Source organism: Alkalihalobacillus sp. CinArs1 (assembly GCF_947387515.1).
Lineage (GTDB): Bacteria > Bacillota > Bacilli > Bacillales > Guptibacillaceae > Guptibacillus.
Genome location: NZ_CANDOB010000001.1, coordinates 1,379,019 through 1,398,196, shown reverse-complemented (window position 1 = coordinate 1,398,196; position 19,178 = coordinate 1,379,019). Strand labels below are relative to the sequence as shown.

Below are 19,178 nucleotides of genomic sequence, written 5' to 3'. Positions count from 1 at the left end.
AAAACGTTTTTCCTCTGCCTGCTTTTTTCACTATTTAATAGGCTTCCCACATATACTGTTCTATCTTGGGTCTAAATAAGGGAGAGAACAGCATGCATCATGTATACCGCACACTTGTTGAGGATATCGCGACTGCCATCAATGGGGAGTATAGCGCGATTCAGTGTTATGACATACTCGCTCAACTGGCACCGAATGAGAAGACGAAGGATCAAATTCTAGAGATTCGACAAGATGAAGTCAATCATTATCAAGCGTTCACAACTATCTATACACAGTTAACGGGTCAACAGCATTCACCGCAATTAATCGAAGAGTGTCCCACCTCTTACATTTCTGGACTTAAGTACTCGATTGAAGATGAGCAAAAAGCTGTCGACTTTTACCTCGACATCGCGGATCAAACGCAGGATTCCTATATCAAGGAGGTCTTTAAGCGAGCAGCGGCGGATGAACAGAACCATGCTGTGTGGTTTTTATATTTTTTAACGAGGAGCTAGGCACCTTCCTGCCCCCGCTATTGACTATTTCCAAGATGGGCTTACAATATAAGGTAGCTCATTACGGAGGTGCACGATGCAGGAGGCAAAGAAAAACATACTTACGCTACAAGGATTCTACTTACTCGCCTTTTTCGGGGTGGGAAGCTTATTTCCGTTGTTGAGCGTCTATTTAAAACAAGTAGAAAATCTGAACGGTTCGCAGATCGGTATGATCATGTCGCTCGGACCGATCATCATGATTTTCTTTCAACCAATATGGGGGATGGTGTGTGACGCCACGCAGTCACCGACTCGAGTCCTCACCTTAACAGCACTCTTAACGGGTATCGCCGGAATGGGATACCTTGTTTTTGATGGCTTTTACTGGTTTCTCGTGATCGCTATCGTCGTCGCAATCTTTCAGAGTGCGATCATTCCCGTTTCAGACAGTATTACCTTAAAGTACACAGGTAAGGTGAACTATAACTATGGAAATATACGACTGTTTGGCTCGTTAGGATTCGGTCTAGCCGTTTTCATTATGGGAAAACTATCAGAGTCAGTCTTAGGACCAGGGGTTATCTTTTACGCATTCTTGATTTCTCTTACGCTAGCTTCTATCCTCGCGTGGCGTTCACCGAGTGAGCGTCAGACAAAGAAAGTGGACCTGAAGAATGGGATGAGAAAGCTACTAGTCTACCGAAAGTTTCTTCTGTTTCTCATCGTGACGTTCATGATCTTCGGACCGAACTTATCAAATAATACGTACTTTGGATTGTTTGTAGAAGATAGCGGAGGAACGTATGCGGGGATTGGACTTGCGTTTATGCTTGCCGTCCTATTAGAGATTCCATTCATGCGAATCTCAGGAAAATGGATTCAGCGGTATGGGTTACTTATGGTAGTATTATTCGCCGGTATAGCTTCCATGCTAAGGTGGGTGCTTTATTTCTTTGAACCAAGCTTAACGGTTATCTATGCAACGACAGTTATCCAAGGGTTCTCCCTAGGCTTATTTATTCCAGCTGGTCTTCAGTATGTTAAGGAAATCGCTCCAATCAATATGGATGCAACGGCGGTAACGTTATATGCTGCAGTGGGAAATGGTATCGGAAACTGGTTCTGTACGTTTGTTGGCGGATACCTATATGATTTCTTTAATATTTTCGTTGTGTACTTATTCTTTGGAGGGTTAGCGCTCATAGGTGTCCTATTGACTCTTGTCCTATTAAAAGCGGAACGGAGTTATTCTCAGCTAGCGCATACGAGTTAGAATAACTGTGGTAGCGGCTATGTAGCCTCTTATGAGGATTAAAATGACGGCAATCTTCCACAAAAGCTTTCTTTTGGAGGTAAACAATGTTTGGATGGGAGTACGTACCAGATTGGTTCCTATGGTTTGCACTTGCTGTTTTTGCAGGATATATTCTTTTTATCGAATGGTTTATGAATAAATGAAAAAGAGCGGGGGTCAGTGCTTGACCCTCGCTCTTCATAATTTCTAATCATCCAAAGCTCTTTTCTTATACATTATGACTACGCATATGCCGGTAACAACCGCCCATCCTGCGATGACGAATAAAGGTAGCAAGAATTCAGTCATACCTACACTATTCTCCACTTTGTTCGCTAACTCGATAAGCTGCACGTTCGGCATATATTCGATAAATGCTAGAATCGCATATTTGTCCGCGAAGGATTGCAGGACCGACCCGAATCCGAAAATAAACATCACCGGCAGCACCATGACCGAGGCTTCCATGACGGACTTCGATAGCAATCCCACAAGCGTACCCAGCGCGATATAAAACACCGTGGAAAGAAGAATAGCAAATCCTACTACAACTAGATTCGAAGGCTCATACCCAGTAATGAAGGAACAAACAACGATCGTCGCGATTGTAAAAAGGAACGTTAGCGCGCTTTTGCCACCGAGAATCTCTGATAGCGTGGCAGGGGAAAGCATGAGTCCTCTTAACGTATTTTTCTCCTTCTCTTCAGCTATCAAGGCACTCTGAATAAAGACGGCTACTGCAGCGAACGTAAGGTTGATAACAGTGTAGTGAGTTTCGATCGATATAAGATCAGATGTACCGTAGAAAACGGCTAATATGAGCGGTAAGAGTGCAGTCGTGATGACGAATAAATTTTTCGTTAAATCTTTTACATCTTTTTGGAAGATCGCATACGCGCGCCTCATCGAAAAAGTCATACCAATTCCCTCCCTGTCACGTTGATGAAGATGTCTCCTAACGTCGGCTCGTTTGAATAGATCGAGGCGACCTGGCTGCTCGACATATACTGATGCATTCGTTCAGCATCTTCTGGTCCATTCTTCATAACAACTTTCCTTCCATCGTTTAACTCCACCGTAATCGTTGAATCTGAGAACTGTCTTTTTATCTTCTTCGGTTCATCGAGTAACTGAATCTTCCCTTCATGAAGAAACGCAACTCGATCGCAAAGTAACTCTGCTTCGCTCATGTCGTGCGTCGTCAAAAAGATCGTTGTTCCTTCGTTATTCAGCTCACGCAAGCCACGGTAAATATGTCTCGAGTTAGCAGGATCCAGGGCTGAGGTCGGCTCATCTAAAAAAAGAAGGTCTGGTTTATGCAAAAGGGCTCTCGCAAGAAGAACGCGTTGCAGCATCCCTTTAGATAGCAGAGAAACAACCTTCTGCTGCTCATCTTGTAAATTTACGATTTCTAACACGTCTGTGATACGAGCATGTGTAACCCCATAAAGCTCGCAGTACAACTTAAGGTTATCGTAGATTGATAGTCGATTATACAGTCCGCTATTATCGGTTAAAATGCCGATTCTGCGATGCGCACCTTCCTTTGTTAATCGATGGGAGCTTATACCGAATACAGTAGCTTCACCATCAGTAGGTGAAAGTTGATCCGTCAAAATTTTAATCGTCGTCGTTTTTCCAGAACCGCTTGGTCCTAGAAACGCAAAGATTTCTTTTTTCTTTACTGAGAAATCCACTTCATTTAATGCCACCTGATTACCAAATGCTTTCATCAATGAACGTACCTCTATGATATTCTCCAACATCATACCTCCTCGTTGTTTGTAACCTAAGATTACAGAACGACCGATAAGGAGGCATTAAAATCCCGTCAAACGGAGGCTGAAAAAGTTAAATGGAGCATTGGCAGGGATGAATGGTGTCTATTTTTATCCGAATGGAGCATGTTAAATGCCGAGTATCTCTCTTAATGTCGCCATTTTATTCTTAGACAGTGGAAGCTCTGATGAATCTTCAAGGATGAGGCCATACGCATTCCTTGTCCAAGTGATGACTTCGGTTACTTTTTCTAAGTTTACGAGATATGAGCGGTGGCAGCGAAAGTAACCATATGAAGCTAACTTTTCTTCGTATTCCGTTAAACTGAAAAACCCCTGGAACTCCTCACCGTTCACATGGATGGTAACGTCCCCTCCAGAACTCTCGAGATAATTGATTTCCGTAGGATCAAACAATAAAATCTTCTTTTCAACTTTGGCAGGAATCTTCCTAAAGTGAATAGAGGGTGAAACGTTCGGCTCAGCTTCTTCGTCCTCTGACTCCTCAGAGGATGTGTCGTCTTCACTTTCTAAACCGTGTAATCCATTTTCATTCAAACGATATGGAATGTCCGCAAGTGTAATCGCACTTTCTATGTTTCCTGTGAGGATCAATACACATTTTTGCTGTTGCTTTAAATAGGTGACAAGTTTGAGAAACACCCTTTTCGTTTCCATATCGACATTCTGATCGGGCTCTTCAAAAACAAACAGCAGCGGATTCTGAAAGAGGGAGCGAGCGAATTGGATCCTTCTTTCTTCTGAATAGGTAAGTTTTTTAACTTTTACATTCTTCTTATCTTCAAGCTGTACAAGGTGAAGAACATCTTCAATACGTAAATTCGACTTGTATAATCCTCTATAAAATTTAAAGTTATCGAGAACGCTTAATCGTTCATAAACGCCACCTTTTAAGAAGGACACGCCAATATCAGAATTGTGTTTTGAAATGTTCTTGCCGTCTAGTTGAATAGATCTCTGAAAACTTCGGTCACGACCAGTGAAACCTTTAAGCAATTCGCTAATGACACTCATGTTGGAATGAAGTGCAACGGTCTCGCCTTTTTCGATAACCAAATCAAACGCTGGGAGAACTAGTTTATCGCTAATCTGCTTTTCAACATTTTTAATCGTTAACACCTTTAAAACTCTCCCCCTCTATAGGTTGGATGTTCTTACATAGCGATCCGTATCCTTAGTTTAATAATCTAATTATTTCATTTAATTACATAAAAAGTAAGAGTTGAATTAAAAAGAGGGGACCAGGCACATGCCTGATCCCCTTCATCATCAATTCCGCAACTCAAAGCTCTCCGCACTAACGGTATAGCTCGGACTAGATGCTTTAGCCTTCTTCTTCTTTCTTCTATAAGTCGGACTCGCTTTCAATCCATACACGATGCCGTTTATTGCAAGAATCGTCAGCGCAAATGCCGTCACTGGTGCAAGGATCATCCACGGGAAGGAATTCACGTACTGAAAGTTCTGCGCGATCAAGCCTGCCCATTCGTTTGACATAGAAAATGAAGCAGTCGTTGCATCTCCAGTTTCGAAGTCATATTCAAGGACTCTCACGTCTGTTCCCCCAATGAATACTTTCAATAACCCGAGGTGGGCAAAGATAATCAGTACTTGTCCGACTTGCTGAATGAAAATGATCAACAGTTTCGGATTTAAGAACGGCGCCATGTGGGCTTTGAAAATATGAAAGTGACTTCCACCCATCACTTTGGCACTATCGATGAACTCTTTCTGCGCGATGAGGTCGAGTTCTTTCTGTACGTATAGCGACAACACTGGGACACTGATAAGCACGAGAACGAGCATAGGGAATATGATCTTCGTCGGCGTACTGTAGCTCCAGCTGAACGTCATCACGACAGGTGCGATCAGTACATATGTAAAGATCGTAACAGGAGCATAGTGAAACGTATCTGCGAGACCAGCGAGAAATTTACGAAAAGACCCGGGGAGTAAGAACAGTAAATAGCCCCCGATCGCAGAAAGAACGATCCTTCCTAACGCCACGAGAATCGACAGGCCAATCGTAAACTTCGCTCCTTCCAGAAGTTTCAGCATAAAGTTATTTCCGTCGATGTCACTACCTAGAGGGAACTGTGCTGACGGCGGGAAAGGGGCTAACGCAATGATATCGCCGTTACTGTCGTATAGCATCTTCTCCGGTTTCGGAGGTTCAACCAGCGCACTATACAAAAAACTTCCAACGAGAAGGAGGACGATGAACAAGGTGCCTCCAGTGACCATCGGTTGTTTAATCAGCTTCTTCATTAAGGATCACCCATCACATTAAAGGATTTTTCTAAGAACCATTGTGTAACCGTAAAAAAGAGAAAAGATGGAAGGAACACCATAAATAATCCCATCGTAACGATCTCGTTATTGAGAACCCCGTTTTGAAAAATAAAGGTCATAAATCCTTTTATTTCAAAGATCACTTCAAGCATCAGAAGGTTCGCTAATGCAAAAAGGAAGATGCCTTTGAAATGGTTGAAGAGAGTGAAAATCGAATTTCTAAAAATATGTATGAGTAAGATGCGACTACGATTCAATCCTTTGCCTCGCGCAAGCTCCACGTAGAGAAGTTTCTCTTCATCTTCAAACGATAGCAGCAAGTATTTATAGATGTAGAGGGCAGGGAGAAATGAGAGAACGAGGATCGGGAGAAGAATCGCTTGTTCTCCGAATCCACTCGTAATGTTAAATAACAGAATCTCCGTCTTTTTATAAATCCAAATGATCGTGATCTGTGTAATGAGAATAATAAAAATATCAGGCAATGATTCCATTACAAAAAGGAACGCTTTCGGTAATCTCCTTCTGTGAGTGGGTAATAACATCGTTAAGATCGTCAGGAGAATTGCTGCCACGAGCGCTATGAATAGAGATGCGATCAAATATTGCATCGACTGAAGATAGGCCTCCCAAAACTCAGGGAACAGCGGCCACACGCCACCACGCGCATAGTACTGATCGGCATTTCCTGAGAAGATCACCGCGATGGTATCGATGATGTTCGTAACATAAGCACCTACATTCATCACGATGTTATCTGATAGAAAGAGCGTATTATTGAGTTCTTTCCGTTCGATCATCTTGAGGACTTCAAGCTGCGACTCCATATTGAAAAGAAGATAGGGAAGGGAGCCGATGAGAAAGATCCCTATCGATGTGAGTAAGAATTGGATAGCGGTTCTTGTGAAGAAAGAACGTACCATGTAGATCCCCCTTGTCTCTACTGTGCGATATTGGCGGCCAACGGAACGAAGCGTAATAGATTGTCGAGTTCATTCATATCGCCAGTAGCTGCGACGTTACCACTCGGGTCGATGATAAAGATGGTCGGCACTTTTTTAATATAATACGTTTCAAATAATTCTGGAGCGACTATATAAGAAGTATTAGCGATAGAAGGACAAAATTCCTTCCCTAATTTTTCCTGTGAAACAATAAGCATGTTCGCCTCGAATTGTTCTGCAAGGTGTGGCACATTGCTCAGTAGTGTTGAGCAAGTGGGGCATGTTGCACTCCTGAAGATCATGATCGTGTGTTTTCCATTTAACTCACTCATAGAAAGAAGACGATTGTTTTGATCCTTCGAGCGAAAAAGCGGTGCTGGATCACCGATTCGTAACGCTTTCTCCTCAACTGTTCCACCACTGCTTCTAAACCGATTAAGAAAGTGGGTAACCTGCTTCAGAAAATATAGTAATATAGCAAATTGAAAGAATAGAAAGAGCCATAAACCAATATGAGACAGTAGCTGCCAGTTCATTCTTGTATCCTCCTTTACGCTAGCAATCTTTTAAAATGCTTCCTTAGCGTTGTGACTTCACGCACGATGATGATGCAGATCAGCGTTACCCATCCCCCGCAAAACGCAATAAAGAAAGATTCAGGATAAACGTCGCGAATCGACTTTCCGCTCAATACCGCATCAAGCATACCTAGATCAACTTGACTGAAGAAGAGAAGAGAAGCGCCAATCATGATGCCGACGTTCCGCAAAACAAGCCTCCATGAAAGGAGGTTTTCCCCAACGATCCCGCCACATCCACACGATAGGTCAGTTCTCCCTCTTTTAAGGTTGATGACGATGGCTAGTGTATAGGTTCCGATCAACAAAATAGAAATAGCAACGCTGCCATTAAAAAGCAGTCCGACTAGAATACACGTGCCGAGCAGTAGTTCTACCGTTACATCCACGTATCCAGCGGTTTTAACGAGCTTTGAAGGCAGGATTCGATAGTTTCTTATACTTTCGATATGCCCTGCCATCTCTTTAATCTTTGTATAGGCAGATGTTAAGAGGATAGAGGCGAGCCCTATCCGTAAGAAAAGAACGAGTAGTTCCATCATGACACCTCCGATCATGCATACCATTGAGCCTGGCTCGTGAACATGTCGTAATAGTCATTGCCACGAGCGATCAATTCTTCGTGACTTCCTACCTCGACTACTTTGCCTGCTTTCATCACGAGAATGCGGTCGGCAAGCCGTGCTGCTGCCATGCGATGTGAAATATAGATCGTCGTTTTATCTTCTGTGATCTGTTTGAACTGATCGAATATCTTCAGCTCGGTTAACGGATCAAGTGACGCTGTCGGTTCATCGAGTATAATGATGTTCGCCTTACTGAATAACGCACGTGCTAACGCAAGCTTCTGCCATTGTCCACCTGATAAATCTTCTCCGTCACCGAGAAGCTTGCCTAACCTCGTCTCAAACTGATCGGGAAACTTCTGAATCGTATCGAAAATACCAGACTGCTTGACTACTTTGCGCATCAAAAGATCATCATCACGATCGATGTCGCCTAGCGTTATGTTTTCTCGAACAGTGAAAGGCAGCTGCATAAAGTCTTGAAAAATGCCTGTCATACTATTCTTCAGCGTAGAAGGATCGTATTCATTGATGTTCATGCCATCAACAACGATCTCACCGGTGCTGACTGGGTACATGCCCAATAAACATTTCACAAGGGTTGTCTTCCCAGACCCGTTATCCCCGACGATCGCGACCTTCTCTCCAGGTGAAATCGTAAAACTAACATTATCGAGCACCATTTTGTCACTATCCGGGTACCAAAAGCTCACATTTCTGATTGAGATACCGTTTTGAAGCTTCTCTGGAAACGGAGTGGACCGGTCGAGATGAGACAACGTGTACCGTTCATCGCGAAAATCGAGAAACTCGAATAAATCTTCTATGTATAAATTTTCTTCATATATTCTTGCAAGGTTGGATGCAATCATGTTTAAGGAAGATTGAGAGCCTTTGATCGCTTGCCCGATCGACACAAACTCTCCGATTCCTAACGAGCGACTTCTTAACAGCCAGATGACAACGGCAGCAGAGAGGCTGTACAAGACGGCAGTAAAGAAATCTAATATGATCTGCACCTTTTTTTCCTTTTTTAACAACGCGAGGATCTCGTGATTGTTCTCTAAAAACAAGCGTCCCCAATTCGAAATAAAGCGCTGACCGAGGTTAAAGAGTCGGATCTCCTTAGCCGATTGCCGATCATGCAGCAGGTTATTTAAGAAATTGGCTTCTCGCGCTTTTCGAGTTTGAAACTTTAATAAGAAAAACTTCTCGTTCCCGAAACGAGTTTGCATGAGTAAAATCGGAATTGCTGCGATGGAGCTTAATATCATGAGACCCCAGTGGAATGACAATAAGAAAGAGAGATAAGAAATTAAGCTGATCGAGTACTGACCAAGATCAAGCACGTTTTTCACCGGTGACATAAGCTTGTTTCCATAGTTGCCGCTTATGCGTTCCTGGTGATTATAAAATTCAGGTATTTCATAATAGCTGAGTGGTACGGATGCTGCTTTATCTGAAACAAGCTTCCCCACTCTGTAGTCTAGTTTGATTTCGATTTGCTCATCGAATATCTCGGAAACATGCCGAAGGGTGGATCCTAGACCGACGATGAGAAGTTCAAGACTTAGAAAGATAAAAGCATGTTCGTAATCAGGGTCCGCTGATGTGATGATCGCAGCAACAGCATTGACGAGTTCCTTCGTCACCCATAAAGCAGCTAATGGTAGTAATCCTGTGATTACTCGAATGAGGATCGAAGCTAAAAACCATAAGGGACTGATTTTCCAAATGAAAGCGAAACTTTTCTTTAAGTAAGTCATATCCATCGCATTACCGCCAAATAAGTTTTTAGACCAGGAACGAATCCCTGGTCTATGTAATGACTAGATTAGCAAGAGCAAGAATGATAGATCGTCTTACACGTTTTCCCTGTAACGCTATCATAATAAGACGTCTGCCAAGAACGGTCTCCTACTGTGTTACAAGTAGCACCGCAGTAACTGCGCTTTATTTTTGAGTCACAAGGATACGCATTCGGCTTCACACCTAAAAGCTTATTCAACATCTCTTCCACCTCCTTTCAATAACATGTCATAGTGTACGAATAACGCTCGATTCCAACCCGATGCCTCCAGTACGACTCCTTTCTCATCGACTAACAGCAGTGTTGGGAATTCATAAATCGAGTACTTCTTTAACGTGTCTTCTTCAACTTTTGAGAGTGCGACCTCGTTATCGTACTTCGTATATTTTGAATCGCTTTTTCCTTCTTCATCTAAAACGGCAACAAAGACCGGCAGCTGAGCCGTTCTATTTTCTAACAAAAGTTCCTCAAGTTCCGGCTCACAGTAGTTACAACGTTCACTTGCAACCAGAATAATAGAATATGGTGAAGAGAATGACTCGATCAGCTGGTGCTTAACACTCTTCCCAACGATCGGATGAGTCGTAGTAGCGACGCTGACCTCATCCAACGCTGGCAGTAACTGTAGTTCTTCTTTATATTGTTTTTGATAAAAATAAAAAAGAATTAATAGGGTCAACCAAACCGTCGGTAAAAGAATCACGCTTGAATCTCCTTCGAGAATGTTTTGGCTTGCTTAGGTATGATTGTAAAAGATTGATAGAGGAGATGTTGTGGGTGATAGAGGGTTACTATAAACGGGGATAAGGAGCTTATCTTACGTTTTCTACGGTATTTGTTTGAAAATATAACTGGAGGAATATTGAGTGAAAGAGGAAGGAAGGACTAGGAAGTGAGTTTCTATAGGAAGTAAAAGGGAATTACGTATATCTTTATACCTTGATCATAATAGGTTGATAGTAGGAGGTGAATGAAGGTGACGATCTTCCAATTTGTTATCTATCTCCGAAAGCCAGAACGATTTTAGTACTTTATCCTTGCTGTGAAAAGCTTTTTTAGAGATTGAAGAGCAGGATTAATCATTATTCTTTAAAATACCGAAGAAAATTTTGGAATACATATCATTATCTTTGCATAATTATATTTACCTATTTTTCATCGTATGGGTATAAATTTAGTCAATTCTTCCGATAGATAATGATGTAGTTAGTTAGAGGTGAATTTATAAGTAGGAATTTAGTAAGATCGAATTCAAACTCGGTTTTAGGAATATTTTAGACTTATAGGTAAATTTTTCTTAATTATACCTACATCGTTAGACATATTATGCTAAAATATAACTTGTAAATAAGCCGACCTTGTAAAAAACCCACTTCATAATCACAAAAATTATCGAAAAAGAGGGATTGAATGAACGGAACATGGATGACTCCTGAAGAGATTGCATGGAAAAAGAAACGTAATAAGCAAATAGGTTATGCTCTAATACCTTTATTTTCAATACTTGTAGGCGCTGTCATTAGTTTGCTAGCTAGTTAAAAGACCATCTGATTATACTCAGATGGTCTTTTATTAGGTTTACATAAATTGATTCCTCCTAATACTTCCAAACTACAATACATAAAGAATCTCCCAAAACGTACCCAGACCAAGATTTCGTTCATATTGTATTTTCATTCTCATGCTTATGGAACTTATTACTACGATTCAATAACTTATACTCAACTATTAGCAACCTATCCATAAAGATCGCTACGATTCGACGAAATAAATGAAAGAGCATATTTTTTAAGTTGTACCATAATAAAAGTTTGAAATTTAAAAGCTCCGGGTAGATATCTCCTAGTCAACACTAATCGCTAGTTACCAAAAGGTCGTTATAACGTACAAAAAGCAGGTAAAAAGAACTATTTATCGAATCCTTCAATTGTAAACAAGTGTAAATTCTCTCAATTAAGTGGAAATTACTTGAAGTCGGTGCTATAATCAAAAAAATAGTTTACGAGATTACGGAGGTAAGGTGTTAATGGATACAAAAGAGGAAGGGAATTTAATGTGGACGGAACTTCAAGCGTTTGTTCAAGAAGTAGAAAAAGAGCAAAAGCAGCCAGAATCTGCAGGACCGTACATAGAAAAGATTAGAAAAATCCTTACGAAGTATATGTCTGCTGACGAAGCAAAACTGTATACGGATTGAACAACAAAAAGAAGGTGCTTTTGATGAATGTCAAAAGCACCTTCTTTTTAATTAGCTGATTCCTAGATGATCTTTTAATTTTTGTGTAATCATTTGTTTCTCTTGCTCAGGTACGATGTAGTACCAAAGGTTATCGATCATTTCGCCATGACCGTTGATTTCAAACGTATTCATATTCTTACGTGCGCTTCTATAATTCTGGAAAATATTATTCATTTCTTCAAACGTCATGTTCGTCTTTACGTTGCTGCCAACAGCGTCAAGTAGCGTGCCTACTTTATTGATACTTCCAACACTTGCGCCTTCATTAATAATGGCTTTAATCACTTCGCGCTGACGATCATTTCGACCAAGGTCGCCTTTTGGATCTTCGTATCGCATTCGTGAAAACGCAAGAGCTTCTTGTGCATTTAACTCAATTTCACCCTTGGGAAAGGTGTATCCTTCATAGTCAAAAGAGAGAGGATTGTCGACAGTTACGCCTCCGAGTGCTGACACAACATCCTTGAATGCTTCCATGTTTACTTTGAAATAATAGTCGATTGGGACATCCAAAAAGTTTTCAACCGTATCCATCGTCATTTCAACGCCGCCATATGCATAGGCATGGTTCATTTTTTCGATCGTCCCGCGGCCTACAATCTCTGTTCTGGTGTCACGTGGTAAGTTAAACATATACATCGACTCATCGTTAGGGTTAAGGGTGATCATAATCATCGTATCAGATCGCCCCTGATCGTTCGAGCGTTCATCGACGCCTACGAGAAGAATGGAAATCGGATCTTTTTCAGCCATATTTACGTTTTCAGTTCGTTTAGCTGACGTTTCACGATCGATTGGCTCATGCATCGTACTAGCCGTATCTTTCACTGAAGAATATAGGTAGAAAGCATATCCCCCAGCCGAAATCAAAAGTACTCCCATGATAATACCGGTAATTAGTAAGAACTTTCTCATAAATACATTCCAGCTTTCTATAACGTAATAAATTCAAATAAGTGCAAAGTCCTAATCTTTATTATACGTCCAAGTAAAACGCAAAGTAAATACCTTCCAAAAACAAAAAGGAATAGACAAAACCGGGAAATATGGTAAAGTTAAACAGTTGTTTTGGTGAGAAATTTCAAAAAACGATAGCAGAATATGCTACTCTAATAGGATAGTGCAAAATTTGAAAGGGGAGCATCATATGATCGATATTCACTCACATATTCTACCAGGAATAGATGATGGAGCGAAAACGATAGAAGATAGTTTGGCTATGGCTAGGCAAGCCTATGAGCAGGGGATTACAAAAATCGTAGCTAGTCCACACCACAGAAATGGTTCTTTTGAAAATGACAAAACTACTATATTAAATGAGGTTGGTTTGTTAAACACAAAGTTACAGCAAGAGGGAATCGATATAGAGATTCTACCAGGTCAAGAAAACCGGATCTATGGAGAACTCATAGAGGATATTAATGGTGAAGACCTGTTGACAGTGAATGATACTGGAATGTATATGTTGATCGAATTTCCATCGAGTCATCTTCCGCGCTATGCAAATAAGCTCCTGTTTGATCTCCAAGTAAATGGAATTATCCCGGTTATTGTCCACCCTGAGCGAAATCGTGAAATTATGGAGAATCCTGACCGGCTGTTTAAGTTAATAAAAGAAGGAGCACTGAGTCAACTGACCGGCTCAAGCGTTACTGGAAAGATGGGTAAGAAAATTCAAAAGTTCTCTATGGATTTAATTCATCATAACCTTGCGCACTTTGTTGCATCTGACGCTCATAACATCACAAATAGGCCTTTTGACTTAAGAAATGCAATGGAGTCAGTCGAACGAGAATTCGACATGTCGACAAGGTATATGCTGCAAGAAAATGCGCAAGAGATGATCCAAGGAAAAATGGTATCGAAAGAACTACCACAAGAAATCAAGCGTAAGAAATTCTTAGGAATATTTTAAGAAAATATGACAGAAAAAGTAACAGAAAAAAACTTTCGACACGAAAATTAAGAAAACAGCAATGCAAGCCTTTTCTTCGCTAATATTCGACAAAAAAGAACGGGTAATTCGTACTAATACTATTTTCGTGGGGGTGGATATCGAAAATCCACCTAAAATTCGAGGGTTTTCTGTGTTATAGTGGAATCTGTACTGGAAAATGTTACTCTTAAAACTAAAATTTTTATATTTTGCTGGAGGCATCTAATGGAAGAAACAATCAGCTTGAAGGAAATATTCGAAGTACTAAAAAAACGACTCTCCCTTATTCTACTTATCACGTTAGTTGCTACAGCAACTAGCGGAATCGTCTCTTATTTCCTATTAACCCCAATTTACCAAACATCCACTCAAATTCTTGTAAATCAAAAAGCCAATTCAGAAAACGGTTTTGACTATAATCAGGTTAGAACTAATGTTGAACTGATTAACACTTACAGTGTAATTATAAAGAGTCCCACCATTCTAGATCAGGTAGTGGAAGACCTAAATTTAGATATGTCTACAAGTGAATTAAATGAAAAGATTTCTGTTAACAATGCACAGAACTCACAAGTAGTATCAGTTGAAGTTAATGATGCAGACCCTGCACTTGCTGTCAAAATAGCTAATACAACAGCGAGTGTTTTTGAAAAGGAAATTACTTCAATAATGAATGTGGATAACGTTAGTATACTTTCAAAGGCGAATTTTGAAGGAACACCTTCTCCAGTCAATCCAAATCCAATTTTAAATATGGCAATTGCCTTAGTTGTGGGATTAATGGTGGGTGTAGGACTAGCGTTTTTACTTGAATTCCTTGATAACACTATTAAAGATGAAGATGATATTGAGAAAGTACTTGGGTTACCAGTCCTTGGCACAATTGCAGTCATTAGTGACAAAGAGGTTGGCTCTCGAACAAAAAAAATGAAAAAATCCATGAGGAGGGAAGCAGTTGAGTCGTAAAAATAGAAAATCAATCACTGTTGCAAAAGAAAGAAGTTTATTAACTCATCAAAATCCTAAATCACCAATTGCAGAGCAGTTCAAAACGATTCGAACTAATATTCAATTCGCTTCTTTAGATAAAGAGATGGTTACAATAATGATATCATCCTCTGGGCCAATGGAAGGTAAATCGACTACAATCGCCAATTTGGGAGTAGTTATGGCTCAACAGGGTAAACGTGTCCTTATTGTAGATGCAGATTTAAGAAAGCCAACTGTTCATTATACGTTTCGCACAATGAATACTAGAGGGATTACAAATGTACTAACGAGGCAGGCAAAATTAAAAGAAGTTACATATGAAACTGAAGTGCCGAACCTTCATGTTTTAACGAGCGGACCCATTCCTCCAAATCCTTCTGAGTTACTAGGATCCAAAGCTATGGATGAATTAATTGAAGAAGCCCAAAATTATTATGATATTATTCTTTTCGATTGTCCGCCAATTCTCGCAGTTGCAGATTCTCAAATTATAGCTAATAAGGTTCAGGGAACGGTCTTGGTAGTTAGTAGTGAAACAACAGAGAAAGAAGCAGCAATTAAGGCTAAAGAACGGTTAGAAAGTACAAGTAGTAAATTACTGGGAGTCGTTTTAAATCGAAAGAAGATCAAAGAAGGTAGTTACTATTATTACTATGCACAGCAGTAGTGAATTTCCTTCATTTAGCTCCAAAATAAGATTTATATTGAAAACTTTAATAACAGAACGGAGAGTGAGTGAATGACGTATCGCAAACGATTGTCTTACTTAATTGTGGTAGATTCACTGATAGTCGCTTTCGCTATTTTCTTAAGTAGCTTTTTGTTGAATTACAATATATTACTTACTTCACTTCCCTTAGTTGCAAGTTCAATTGTCTTACTTCTTGGTCATCATTTTTTTTCTTATTATTACAAATTATATAAACGTGTCTGGCAGTATGCTAGTATTGGTGAATTGGTTGTTATTTTCAAAATTGTTACATTTTCTGTAGTTACAGCTGCAATAGTTCAATTTATTCTTCTGCAGGACGTATACTTTAAAGCTCTATTTATCTCTTGGATGCTTCATATGTTATTTATTGGGGGATCTCGTTTTTCATGGCGTATCTTACGTGACAATTATATAAATCCAAAGAGTAAGAAAAAACGTGTGTTAGTAGTTGGGGCTGGCTCAGCTGGTATGATGGTTGTCCGCCAATTAAAGCAGAGTGCTGACTCTGACCTTAATCCAGTCGGATTCATAGATGATGATATTAAGAAGCATCAATTAGAAATAATGGGCGTTCCAGTATTAGGTTCAACAAATGAAATCACAAAATATGTAAGAGAAATGGAAGCTGACAATATCGTCATTGCTATCCCTTCCCTATCTAAAAAAGAGTTAAACCGTATATATGTAGAATGTTCTAAAACTAAAGCTAAAACACAAATTATCCCTATGATTGAAGACCTTATGGTTGGCAATGTTTCAATTAGTAATTTTAGAGATGTAAAGGTAGAGGATTTGTTGGGCAGAGAGCCTGTTCAGTTAGATACTGATAATATTGCAGAAACTATCACTGGAAAAACTGTTCTTGTAACAGGTGCTGGTGGATCTATTGGCTCTGAAATATGTCGTCAGGTTAGCAAGTTTAAACCAAACCAAGTAGTCTTACTTGGTCATGGGGAAAACAGTATTTATACTATCGAGATGGAATTAAAAAATACTTATGGAGATAAGATTACTTTTACTCCTGTTATTGCTGATGTCCAAGATCGTGAAGGACTAAGTGTAGTATTTAATCTTTATCGTCCAAATGTAGTATATCATGCAGCTGCTCATAAACATGTCCCATTAATGGAGGCTAATCCGCATGAGTCTGTTAAGAATAATGTGATTGGAACTAAGAATGTTGCAGAAGCAGCAAATGAAGCAGATGTAGATACATTTGTAATGGTGTCAACTGATAAAGCTGTAAACCCAACAAGCGTTATGGGTGCTACAAAGCGTCTAGCTGAAATGATTGTTCAGCAAATGGATACAATCAGTAATACTCGGTTTGTAGCGGTTCGTTTTGGAAATGTCCTTGGAAGTCGTGGCAGCGTTATCCCTCTTTTTAAGAAACAGATTCAAGCAGGGGGCCCAGTTACAGTGACACATCCAGATATGATTCGTTATTTTATGACTATTCCAGAAGCCTCAAGACTGGTAATACAGGCAGGAGCTATGGCAAGAGGTGGAGAAATTTTTGTTCTTGATATGGGTGAACCAGTCAAAATAGTAGATCTTGCAGAAAATTTAATTAAGCTTTCCGGATATTCAGTCGATGAGATTGGAATCAAATTTGCAGGAGTTAGACCCGGTGAGAAATTATTTGAGGAGCTTCTTGGTAAGGATGAAGTTCATGAAGAACAAGTTTATCCAAAGATTTATGTTGGTAAGTCCGTTAATGTAGATTTGACAGTTGTGATAGAGTTTGTAAATAATTTTGATGTTATGGATAAAGTTTCTGTTAGAGAGAGAGTTTTAGATATTGCACATAACAGAATTAGTTCAGAAGAACGACTCATATATGCTAAATAACACGCTCATAGTTTTATTAAACATTAAAGAGCTCCGCAACGTTTGATTGTACATAGGTTAACCCACCATACTCATATTTACAAATGGATTTGGTGGGTGATTTACTGTGCGTTTCAAACAAGAGTCCCTTGACTTATATACACTTGATATTTTACGAATATTTCAATTATGTGATTGAAGAAATTATGTAACTAGTAACTATTTTTTAACTAAATTGTATAAGTAATAACGATTTTAATCTATCCCCAAGGTTCTTTGATAGTCTTCATAACAATTAATATTTGGTAAGTTGGAAAGTGATGCATAGTCATAAAGAACTAAAAAGATTAGGTTAAAATACAAATGAAGTGAGGAATCATTAAATGGTTGAAACAAATTTAAGAAATATCTCTTTTTCTCCACCAGATATTAAAAGTGGTGAGATTGAAGAAGTAATTAAAGCCATGAAATCTGGATGGATTACAACTGGTCCAAAAACTAAGGAACTTGAAAAGAGAATAGCTCATTTTGTAGATGTTAATAAAGCTGTATGTTTAAATTCTGCAACAGCTTCAATGGAACTTACATTGAGAATCCTAGGAGTAGGTCCAGGCGATGAAGTTATCACCTCAGCTTATACATATACAGCTACCGCTTCAGTTATTGAGCATGTAGGGGCTAAAATCGTTTTAGTTGATACTGCTCCAGACTCTTTTGAAATGGATTATTCCAAATTAAGTGACGCAATAACAGAGAAAACTAAAGTTATTGTTCCTGTTGATATTGCAGGGAAGATGTGTGACTACGATACTATTTATGAAGTGGTAAATAAAAGGAAGAATCTATTTAAACCAAATAATGAGTTTCAAAAGGTGTTTAATAGAGTGATTGTTATGACTGATGCTGCTCATGCTTTTGGATCTGAAAGAAAAGGGATAATGTGTGGACAAGCTGCTGACTTTACATGCTTTTCATTCCATGCTGTGAAAAATTTCACTACAGCAGAAGGAGGAGCAGTGGTTTGGAATAATAATAATATAGACGATGAATGGTTATATAACCAATTTATGTTGTATAGTCTTCATGGTCAGTCTAAGGATGCACTTGCTAAGACTCAGAAGGGTGCATGGGAATACGACATTATCTACCCTGCTTATAAATGCAACATGACAGATATAATGGCTAGTATAGGCTTAGTACAGCTAGATAGATATGAAAGTTTATTGGAAAGACGAAAAGAGATCATCATGATGTATGATACCACACTTAAACCATTAGGGCTCCAAAGTTTAGTACATTATGGATATGACTTCGCTTCTTCTGGACACCTTTATATGATTAGAATTCCGGAAATAAATGAAAGTCAACGAAATAGAATCATTATAAAAATGGCTGAAAGTGGTATTGCTTGTAATGTACATTATAAACCTCTACCTCTGTTGACGGCTTACAAATTATTGGGCTTTAATATTAAGGATTTTCCAAATGCTCATAGTCAGTATATTAATGAAATTACTCTCCCACTTCATACCTTACTAAGTGATGAAGATGTGAGATATATAGTAGAGAACCTAAAAAGAGTTATAAATGAAGTAAAATCAGTTAATTGAATACAGAAATACAATATAGAATCTCATGTGTTTTATAAACTCTAAATAAATCTAAATAAGAATTACAAAGCATATTCTTAAATAAAAGATTGAGAG

20 protein-coding genes are annotated in these 19,178 nt (G+C 39.3%); 9 read left to right on the top strand and 11 right to left on the bottom strand.

From position 1 onward, the window contains the following. The first annotated feature begins 92 nt into the window (after positions 1-92). A complete protein-coding gene (locus tag PFZ69_RS07120; RefSeq protein ID WP_270180313.1) occupies positions 93-500 on the top strand; it encodes a ferritin-like domain-containing protein in 408 nt (135 codons plus the stop codon). A gap of 76 nt (positions 501-576) precedes the next feature. Further along, on the top strand, positions 577-1,755 hold the full coding sequence (locus PFZ69_RS07115; RefSeq protein WP_270180312.1) for an MFS transporter: 1,179 nt from the start codon (positions 577-579) through the stop codon (positions 1,753-1,755). Between the two features lie 228 nt (positions 1,756-1,983). Here PFZ69_RS07115 and PFZ69_RS07110 read toward each other — a convergent pair whose 3' ends face one another. The 10 genes from PFZ69_RS07110 to PFZ69_RS07065 all read right to left on the bottom strand — a co-directional run bounded on the left by PFZ69_RS07110 (position 1,984) and on the right by PFZ69_RS07065 (position 10,468). After that, on the bottom strand, positions 1,984-2,694 hold the full coding sequence (locus tag PFZ69_RS07110; RefSeq protein WP_270180311.1) for an ABC transporter permease: 711 nt from the start codon (positions 2,692-2,694) through the stop codon (positions 1,984-1,986). After that, positions 2,691-3,539, bottom strand: a complete 849-nt coding sequence (locus tag PFZ69_RS07105) for an ABC transporter ATP-binding protein (RefSeq protein WP_270180635.1) — start codon at positions 3,537-3,539, stop codon at positions 2,691-2,693. The genes PFZ69_RS07110 and PFZ69_RS07105 overlap by 4 nt, the downstream gene beginning before the upstream one ends. 144 nt (positions 3,540-3,683) lie before the next feature. Further along, on the bottom strand, positions 3,684-4,694 hold the full coding sequence (locus PFZ69_RS07100; RefSeq protein WP_270180310.1) for a LytTR family transcriptional regulator DNA-binding domain-containing protein: 1,011 nt from the start codon (positions 4,692-4,694) through the stop codon (positions 3,684-3,686). A 150-nt stretch (positions 4,695-4,844) separates the two neighbouring features. After that, complete coding sequence (locus tag PFZ69_RS07095; RefSeq protein WP_270180309.1) at positions 4,845-5,843, bottom strand: hypothetical protein; 999 nt, start codon at positions 5,841-5,843, stop codon at positions 4,845-4,847. After that, complete coding sequence (locus tag PFZ69_RS07090) at positions 5,843-6,790, bottom strand: ABC transporter permease subunit (RefSeq protein WP_270180308.1); 948 nt, start codon at positions 6,788-6,790, stop codon at positions 5,843-5,845. The genes PFZ69_RS07095 and PFZ69_RS07090 overlap by 1 nt, the downstream gene beginning before the upstream one ends. Before the next feature lie 17 nt (positions 6,791-6,807). Then, entirely contained in the window at positions 6,808-7,347 is a 540-nt protein-coding gene (locus PFZ69_RS07085; RefSeq protein WP_270180307.1) for a peroxiredoxin family protein, read from the bottom strand. 14 nt (positions 7,348-7,361) lie between these two features. After that, complete coding sequence (locus PFZ69_RS07080) at positions 7,362-7,931, bottom strand: MauE/DoxX family redox-associated membrane protein (protein ID WP_270180306.1); 570 nt, start codon at positions 7,929-7,931, stop codon at positions 7,362-7,364. An 11-nt stretch (positions 7,932-7,942) separates the two neighbouring features. Further along, positions 7,943-8,638, bottom strand: a complete 696-nt coding sequence (locus tag PFZ69_RS21010) for an ABC transporter ATP-binding protein (RefSeq protein WP_442865131.1) — start codon at positions 8,636-8,638, stop codon at positions 7,943-7,945. Positions 8,639-9,789: 1,151 nt separating this feature from the next. Then, positions 9,790-9,966 (bottom strand): hypothetical protein, encoded by a 177-nt coding sequence (locus PFZ69_RS07070; RefSeq protein ID WP_270180304.1) that lies wholly within the window; start codon positions 9,964-9,966, stop codon positions 9,790-9,792. Next, entirely contained in the window at positions 9,956-10,468 is a 513-nt protein-coding gene (locus tag PFZ69_RS07065; RefSeq protein WP_270180303.1) for a hypothetical protein, read from the bottom strand. The genes PFZ69_RS07070 and PFZ69_RS07065 overlap by 11 nt, the downstream gene beginning before the upstream one ends. A 707-nt stretch (positions 10,469-11,175) precedes the next feature. Between PFZ69_RS07065 and PFZ69_RS07060 the strand changes: the two genes are divergently transcribed. Together PFZ69_RS07060 and PFZ69_RS07055 are read left to right on the top strand one after the other, a co-directional pair. Further along, positions 11,176-11,304, top strand: a complete 129-nt coding sequence (locus PFZ69_RS07060; protein WP_270180302.1) for a hypothetical protein — start codon at positions 11,176-11,178, stop codon at positions 11,302-11,304. Positions 11,305-11,791: 487 nt separating this feature from the next. Beyond that, positions 11,792-11,962 (top strand): hypothetical protein, encoded by a 171-nt coding sequence (locus PFZ69_RS07055; RefSeq protein ID WP_270180301.1) that lies wholly within the window; start codon positions 11,792-11,794, stop codon positions 11,960-11,962. 51 nt (positions 11,963-12,013) lie between these two features. Here PFZ69_RS07055 and PFZ69_RS07050 read toward each other — a convergent pair whose 3' ends face one another. After that, positions 12,014-12,919 carry an LCP family glycopolymer transferase gene (locus PFZ69_RS07050; protein WP_270180300.1) on the bottom strand — a complete coding sequence of 302 codons (906 nt, stop codon included), beginning with the start codon at positions 12,917-12,919 and terminating at the stop codon, positions 12,014-12,016. Positions 12,920-13,151: 232 nt separating this feature from the next. Between PFZ69_RS07050 and PFZ69_RS07045 the strand changes: the two genes are divergently transcribed. The 5 genes from PFZ69_RS07045 to PFZ69_RS07025 all read left to right on the top strand — a co-directional run bounded on the left by PFZ69_RS07045 (position 13,152) and on the right by PFZ69_RS07025 (position 19,082). Continuing rightward, a complete protein-coding gene (locus PFZ69_RS07045; protein WP_270180299.1) occupies positions 13,152-13,919 on the top strand; it encodes a tyrosine-protein phosphatase in 768 nt (255 codons plus the stop codon). A 246-nt stretch (positions 13,920-14,165) separates the two neighbouring features. After that, on the top strand, positions 14,166-14,906 hold the full coding sequence (locus PFZ69_RS07040; RefSeq protein ID WP_270180298.1) for a YveK family protein: 741 nt from the start codon (positions 14,166-14,168) through the stop codon (positions 14,904-14,906). Further along, a complete protein-coding gene (locus PFZ69_RS07035) occupies positions 14,896-15,597 on the top strand; it encodes a CpsD/CapB family tyrosine-protein kinase (RefSeq protein WP_270180297.1) in 702 nt (233 codons plus the stop codon). Before PFZ69_RS07040 ends, PFZ69_RS07035 begins: the two co-directional genes overlap by 11 nt. Before the next feature lie 72 nt (positions 15,598-15,669). Beyond that, the gene (locus PFZ69_RS07030; RefSeq protein ID WP_270180296.1) at positions 15,670-17,493 is read left to right on the top strand and encodes a polysaccharide biosynthesis protein; all 1,824 of its coding nucleotides are present in this window, start codon (positions 15,670-15,672) and stop codon (positions 17,491-17,493) included. A 362-nt stretch (positions 17,494-17,855) separates the two neighbouring features. Continuing rightward, positions 17,856-19,082 (top strand): DegT/DnrJ/EryC1/StrS family aminotransferase, encoded by a 1,227-nt coding sequence (locus PFZ69_RS07025; RefSeq protein ID WP_270180295.1) that lies wholly within the window; start codon positions 17,856-17,858, stop codon positions 19,080-19,082. Positions 19,083-19,178: the final 96 nt, after the last annotated feature.

Coding starts and splice junctions, on each gene's coding strand:
- PFZ69_RS07050 (WP_270180300.1), bottom strand. CDS start 12,919: ATGAGAAAGTTCTTACTAATTACCGGTATTATCATGGGAGTACTTTTG.
- PFZ69_RS07110 (WP_270180311.1), bottom strand. CDS start 2,694: ATGACTTTTTCGATGAGGCGCGCGTATGCGATCTTCCAAAAAGATGTA.
- PFZ69_RS21010 (WP_442865131.1), bottom strand. CDS start 8,638: ATGGTGCTCGATAATGTTAGTTTTACGATTTCACCTGGAGAGAAGGTC.
- PFZ69_RS07030 (WP_270180296.1), top strand. CDS start 15,670: ATGACGTATCGCAAACGATTGTCTTACTTAATTGTGGTAGATTCACTG.
- PFZ69_RS07060 (WP_270180302.1), top strand. CDS start 11,176: ATGAACGGAACATGGATGACTCCTGAAGAGATTGCATGGAAAAAGAAA.
- PFZ69_RS07045 (WP_270180299.1), top strand. CDS start 13,152: ATGATCGATATTCACTCACATATTCTACCAGGAATAGATGATGGAGCG.
- PFZ69_RS07090 (WP_270180308.1), bottom strand. CDS start 6,790: ATGGTACGTTCTTTCTTCACAAGAACCGCTATCCAATTCTTACTCACA.
- PFZ69_RS07025 (WP_270180295.1), top strand. CDS start 17,856: ATGGTTGAAACAAATTTAAGAAATATCTCTTTTTCTCCACCAGATATT.
- PFZ69_RS07115 (WP_270180312.1), top strand. CDS start 577: ATGCAGGAGGCAAAGAAAAACATACTTACGCTACAAGGATTCTACTTA.
- PFZ69_RS07040 (WP_270180298.1), top strand. CDS start 14,166: ATGGAAGAAACAATCAGCTTGAAGGAAATATTCGAAGTACTAAAAAAA.
- PFZ69_RS07120 (WP_270180313.1), top strand. CDS start 93: ATGCATCATGTATACCGCACACTTGTTGAGGATATCGCGACTGCCATC.
- PFZ69_RS07070 (WP_270180304.1), bottom strand. CDS start 9,966: ATGTTGAATAAGCTTTTAGGTGTGAAGCCGAATGCGTATCCTTGTGAC.
- PFZ69_RS07080 (WP_270180306.1), bottom strand. CDS start 7,931: ATGATGGAACTACTCGTTCTTTTCTTACGGATAGGGCTCGCCTCTATC.
- PFZ69_RS07095 (WP_270180309.1), bottom strand. CDS start 5,843: ATGAAGAAGCTGATTAAACAACCGATGGTCACTGGAGGCACCTTGTTC.
- PFZ69_RS07055 (WP_270180301.1), top strand. CDS start 11,792: ATGGATACAAAAGAGGAAGGGAATTTAATGTGGACGGAACTTCAAGCG.
- PFZ69_RS07085 (WP_270180307.1), bottom strand. CDS start 7,347: ATGAACTGGCAGCTACTGTCTCATATTGGTTTATGGCTCTTTCTATTC.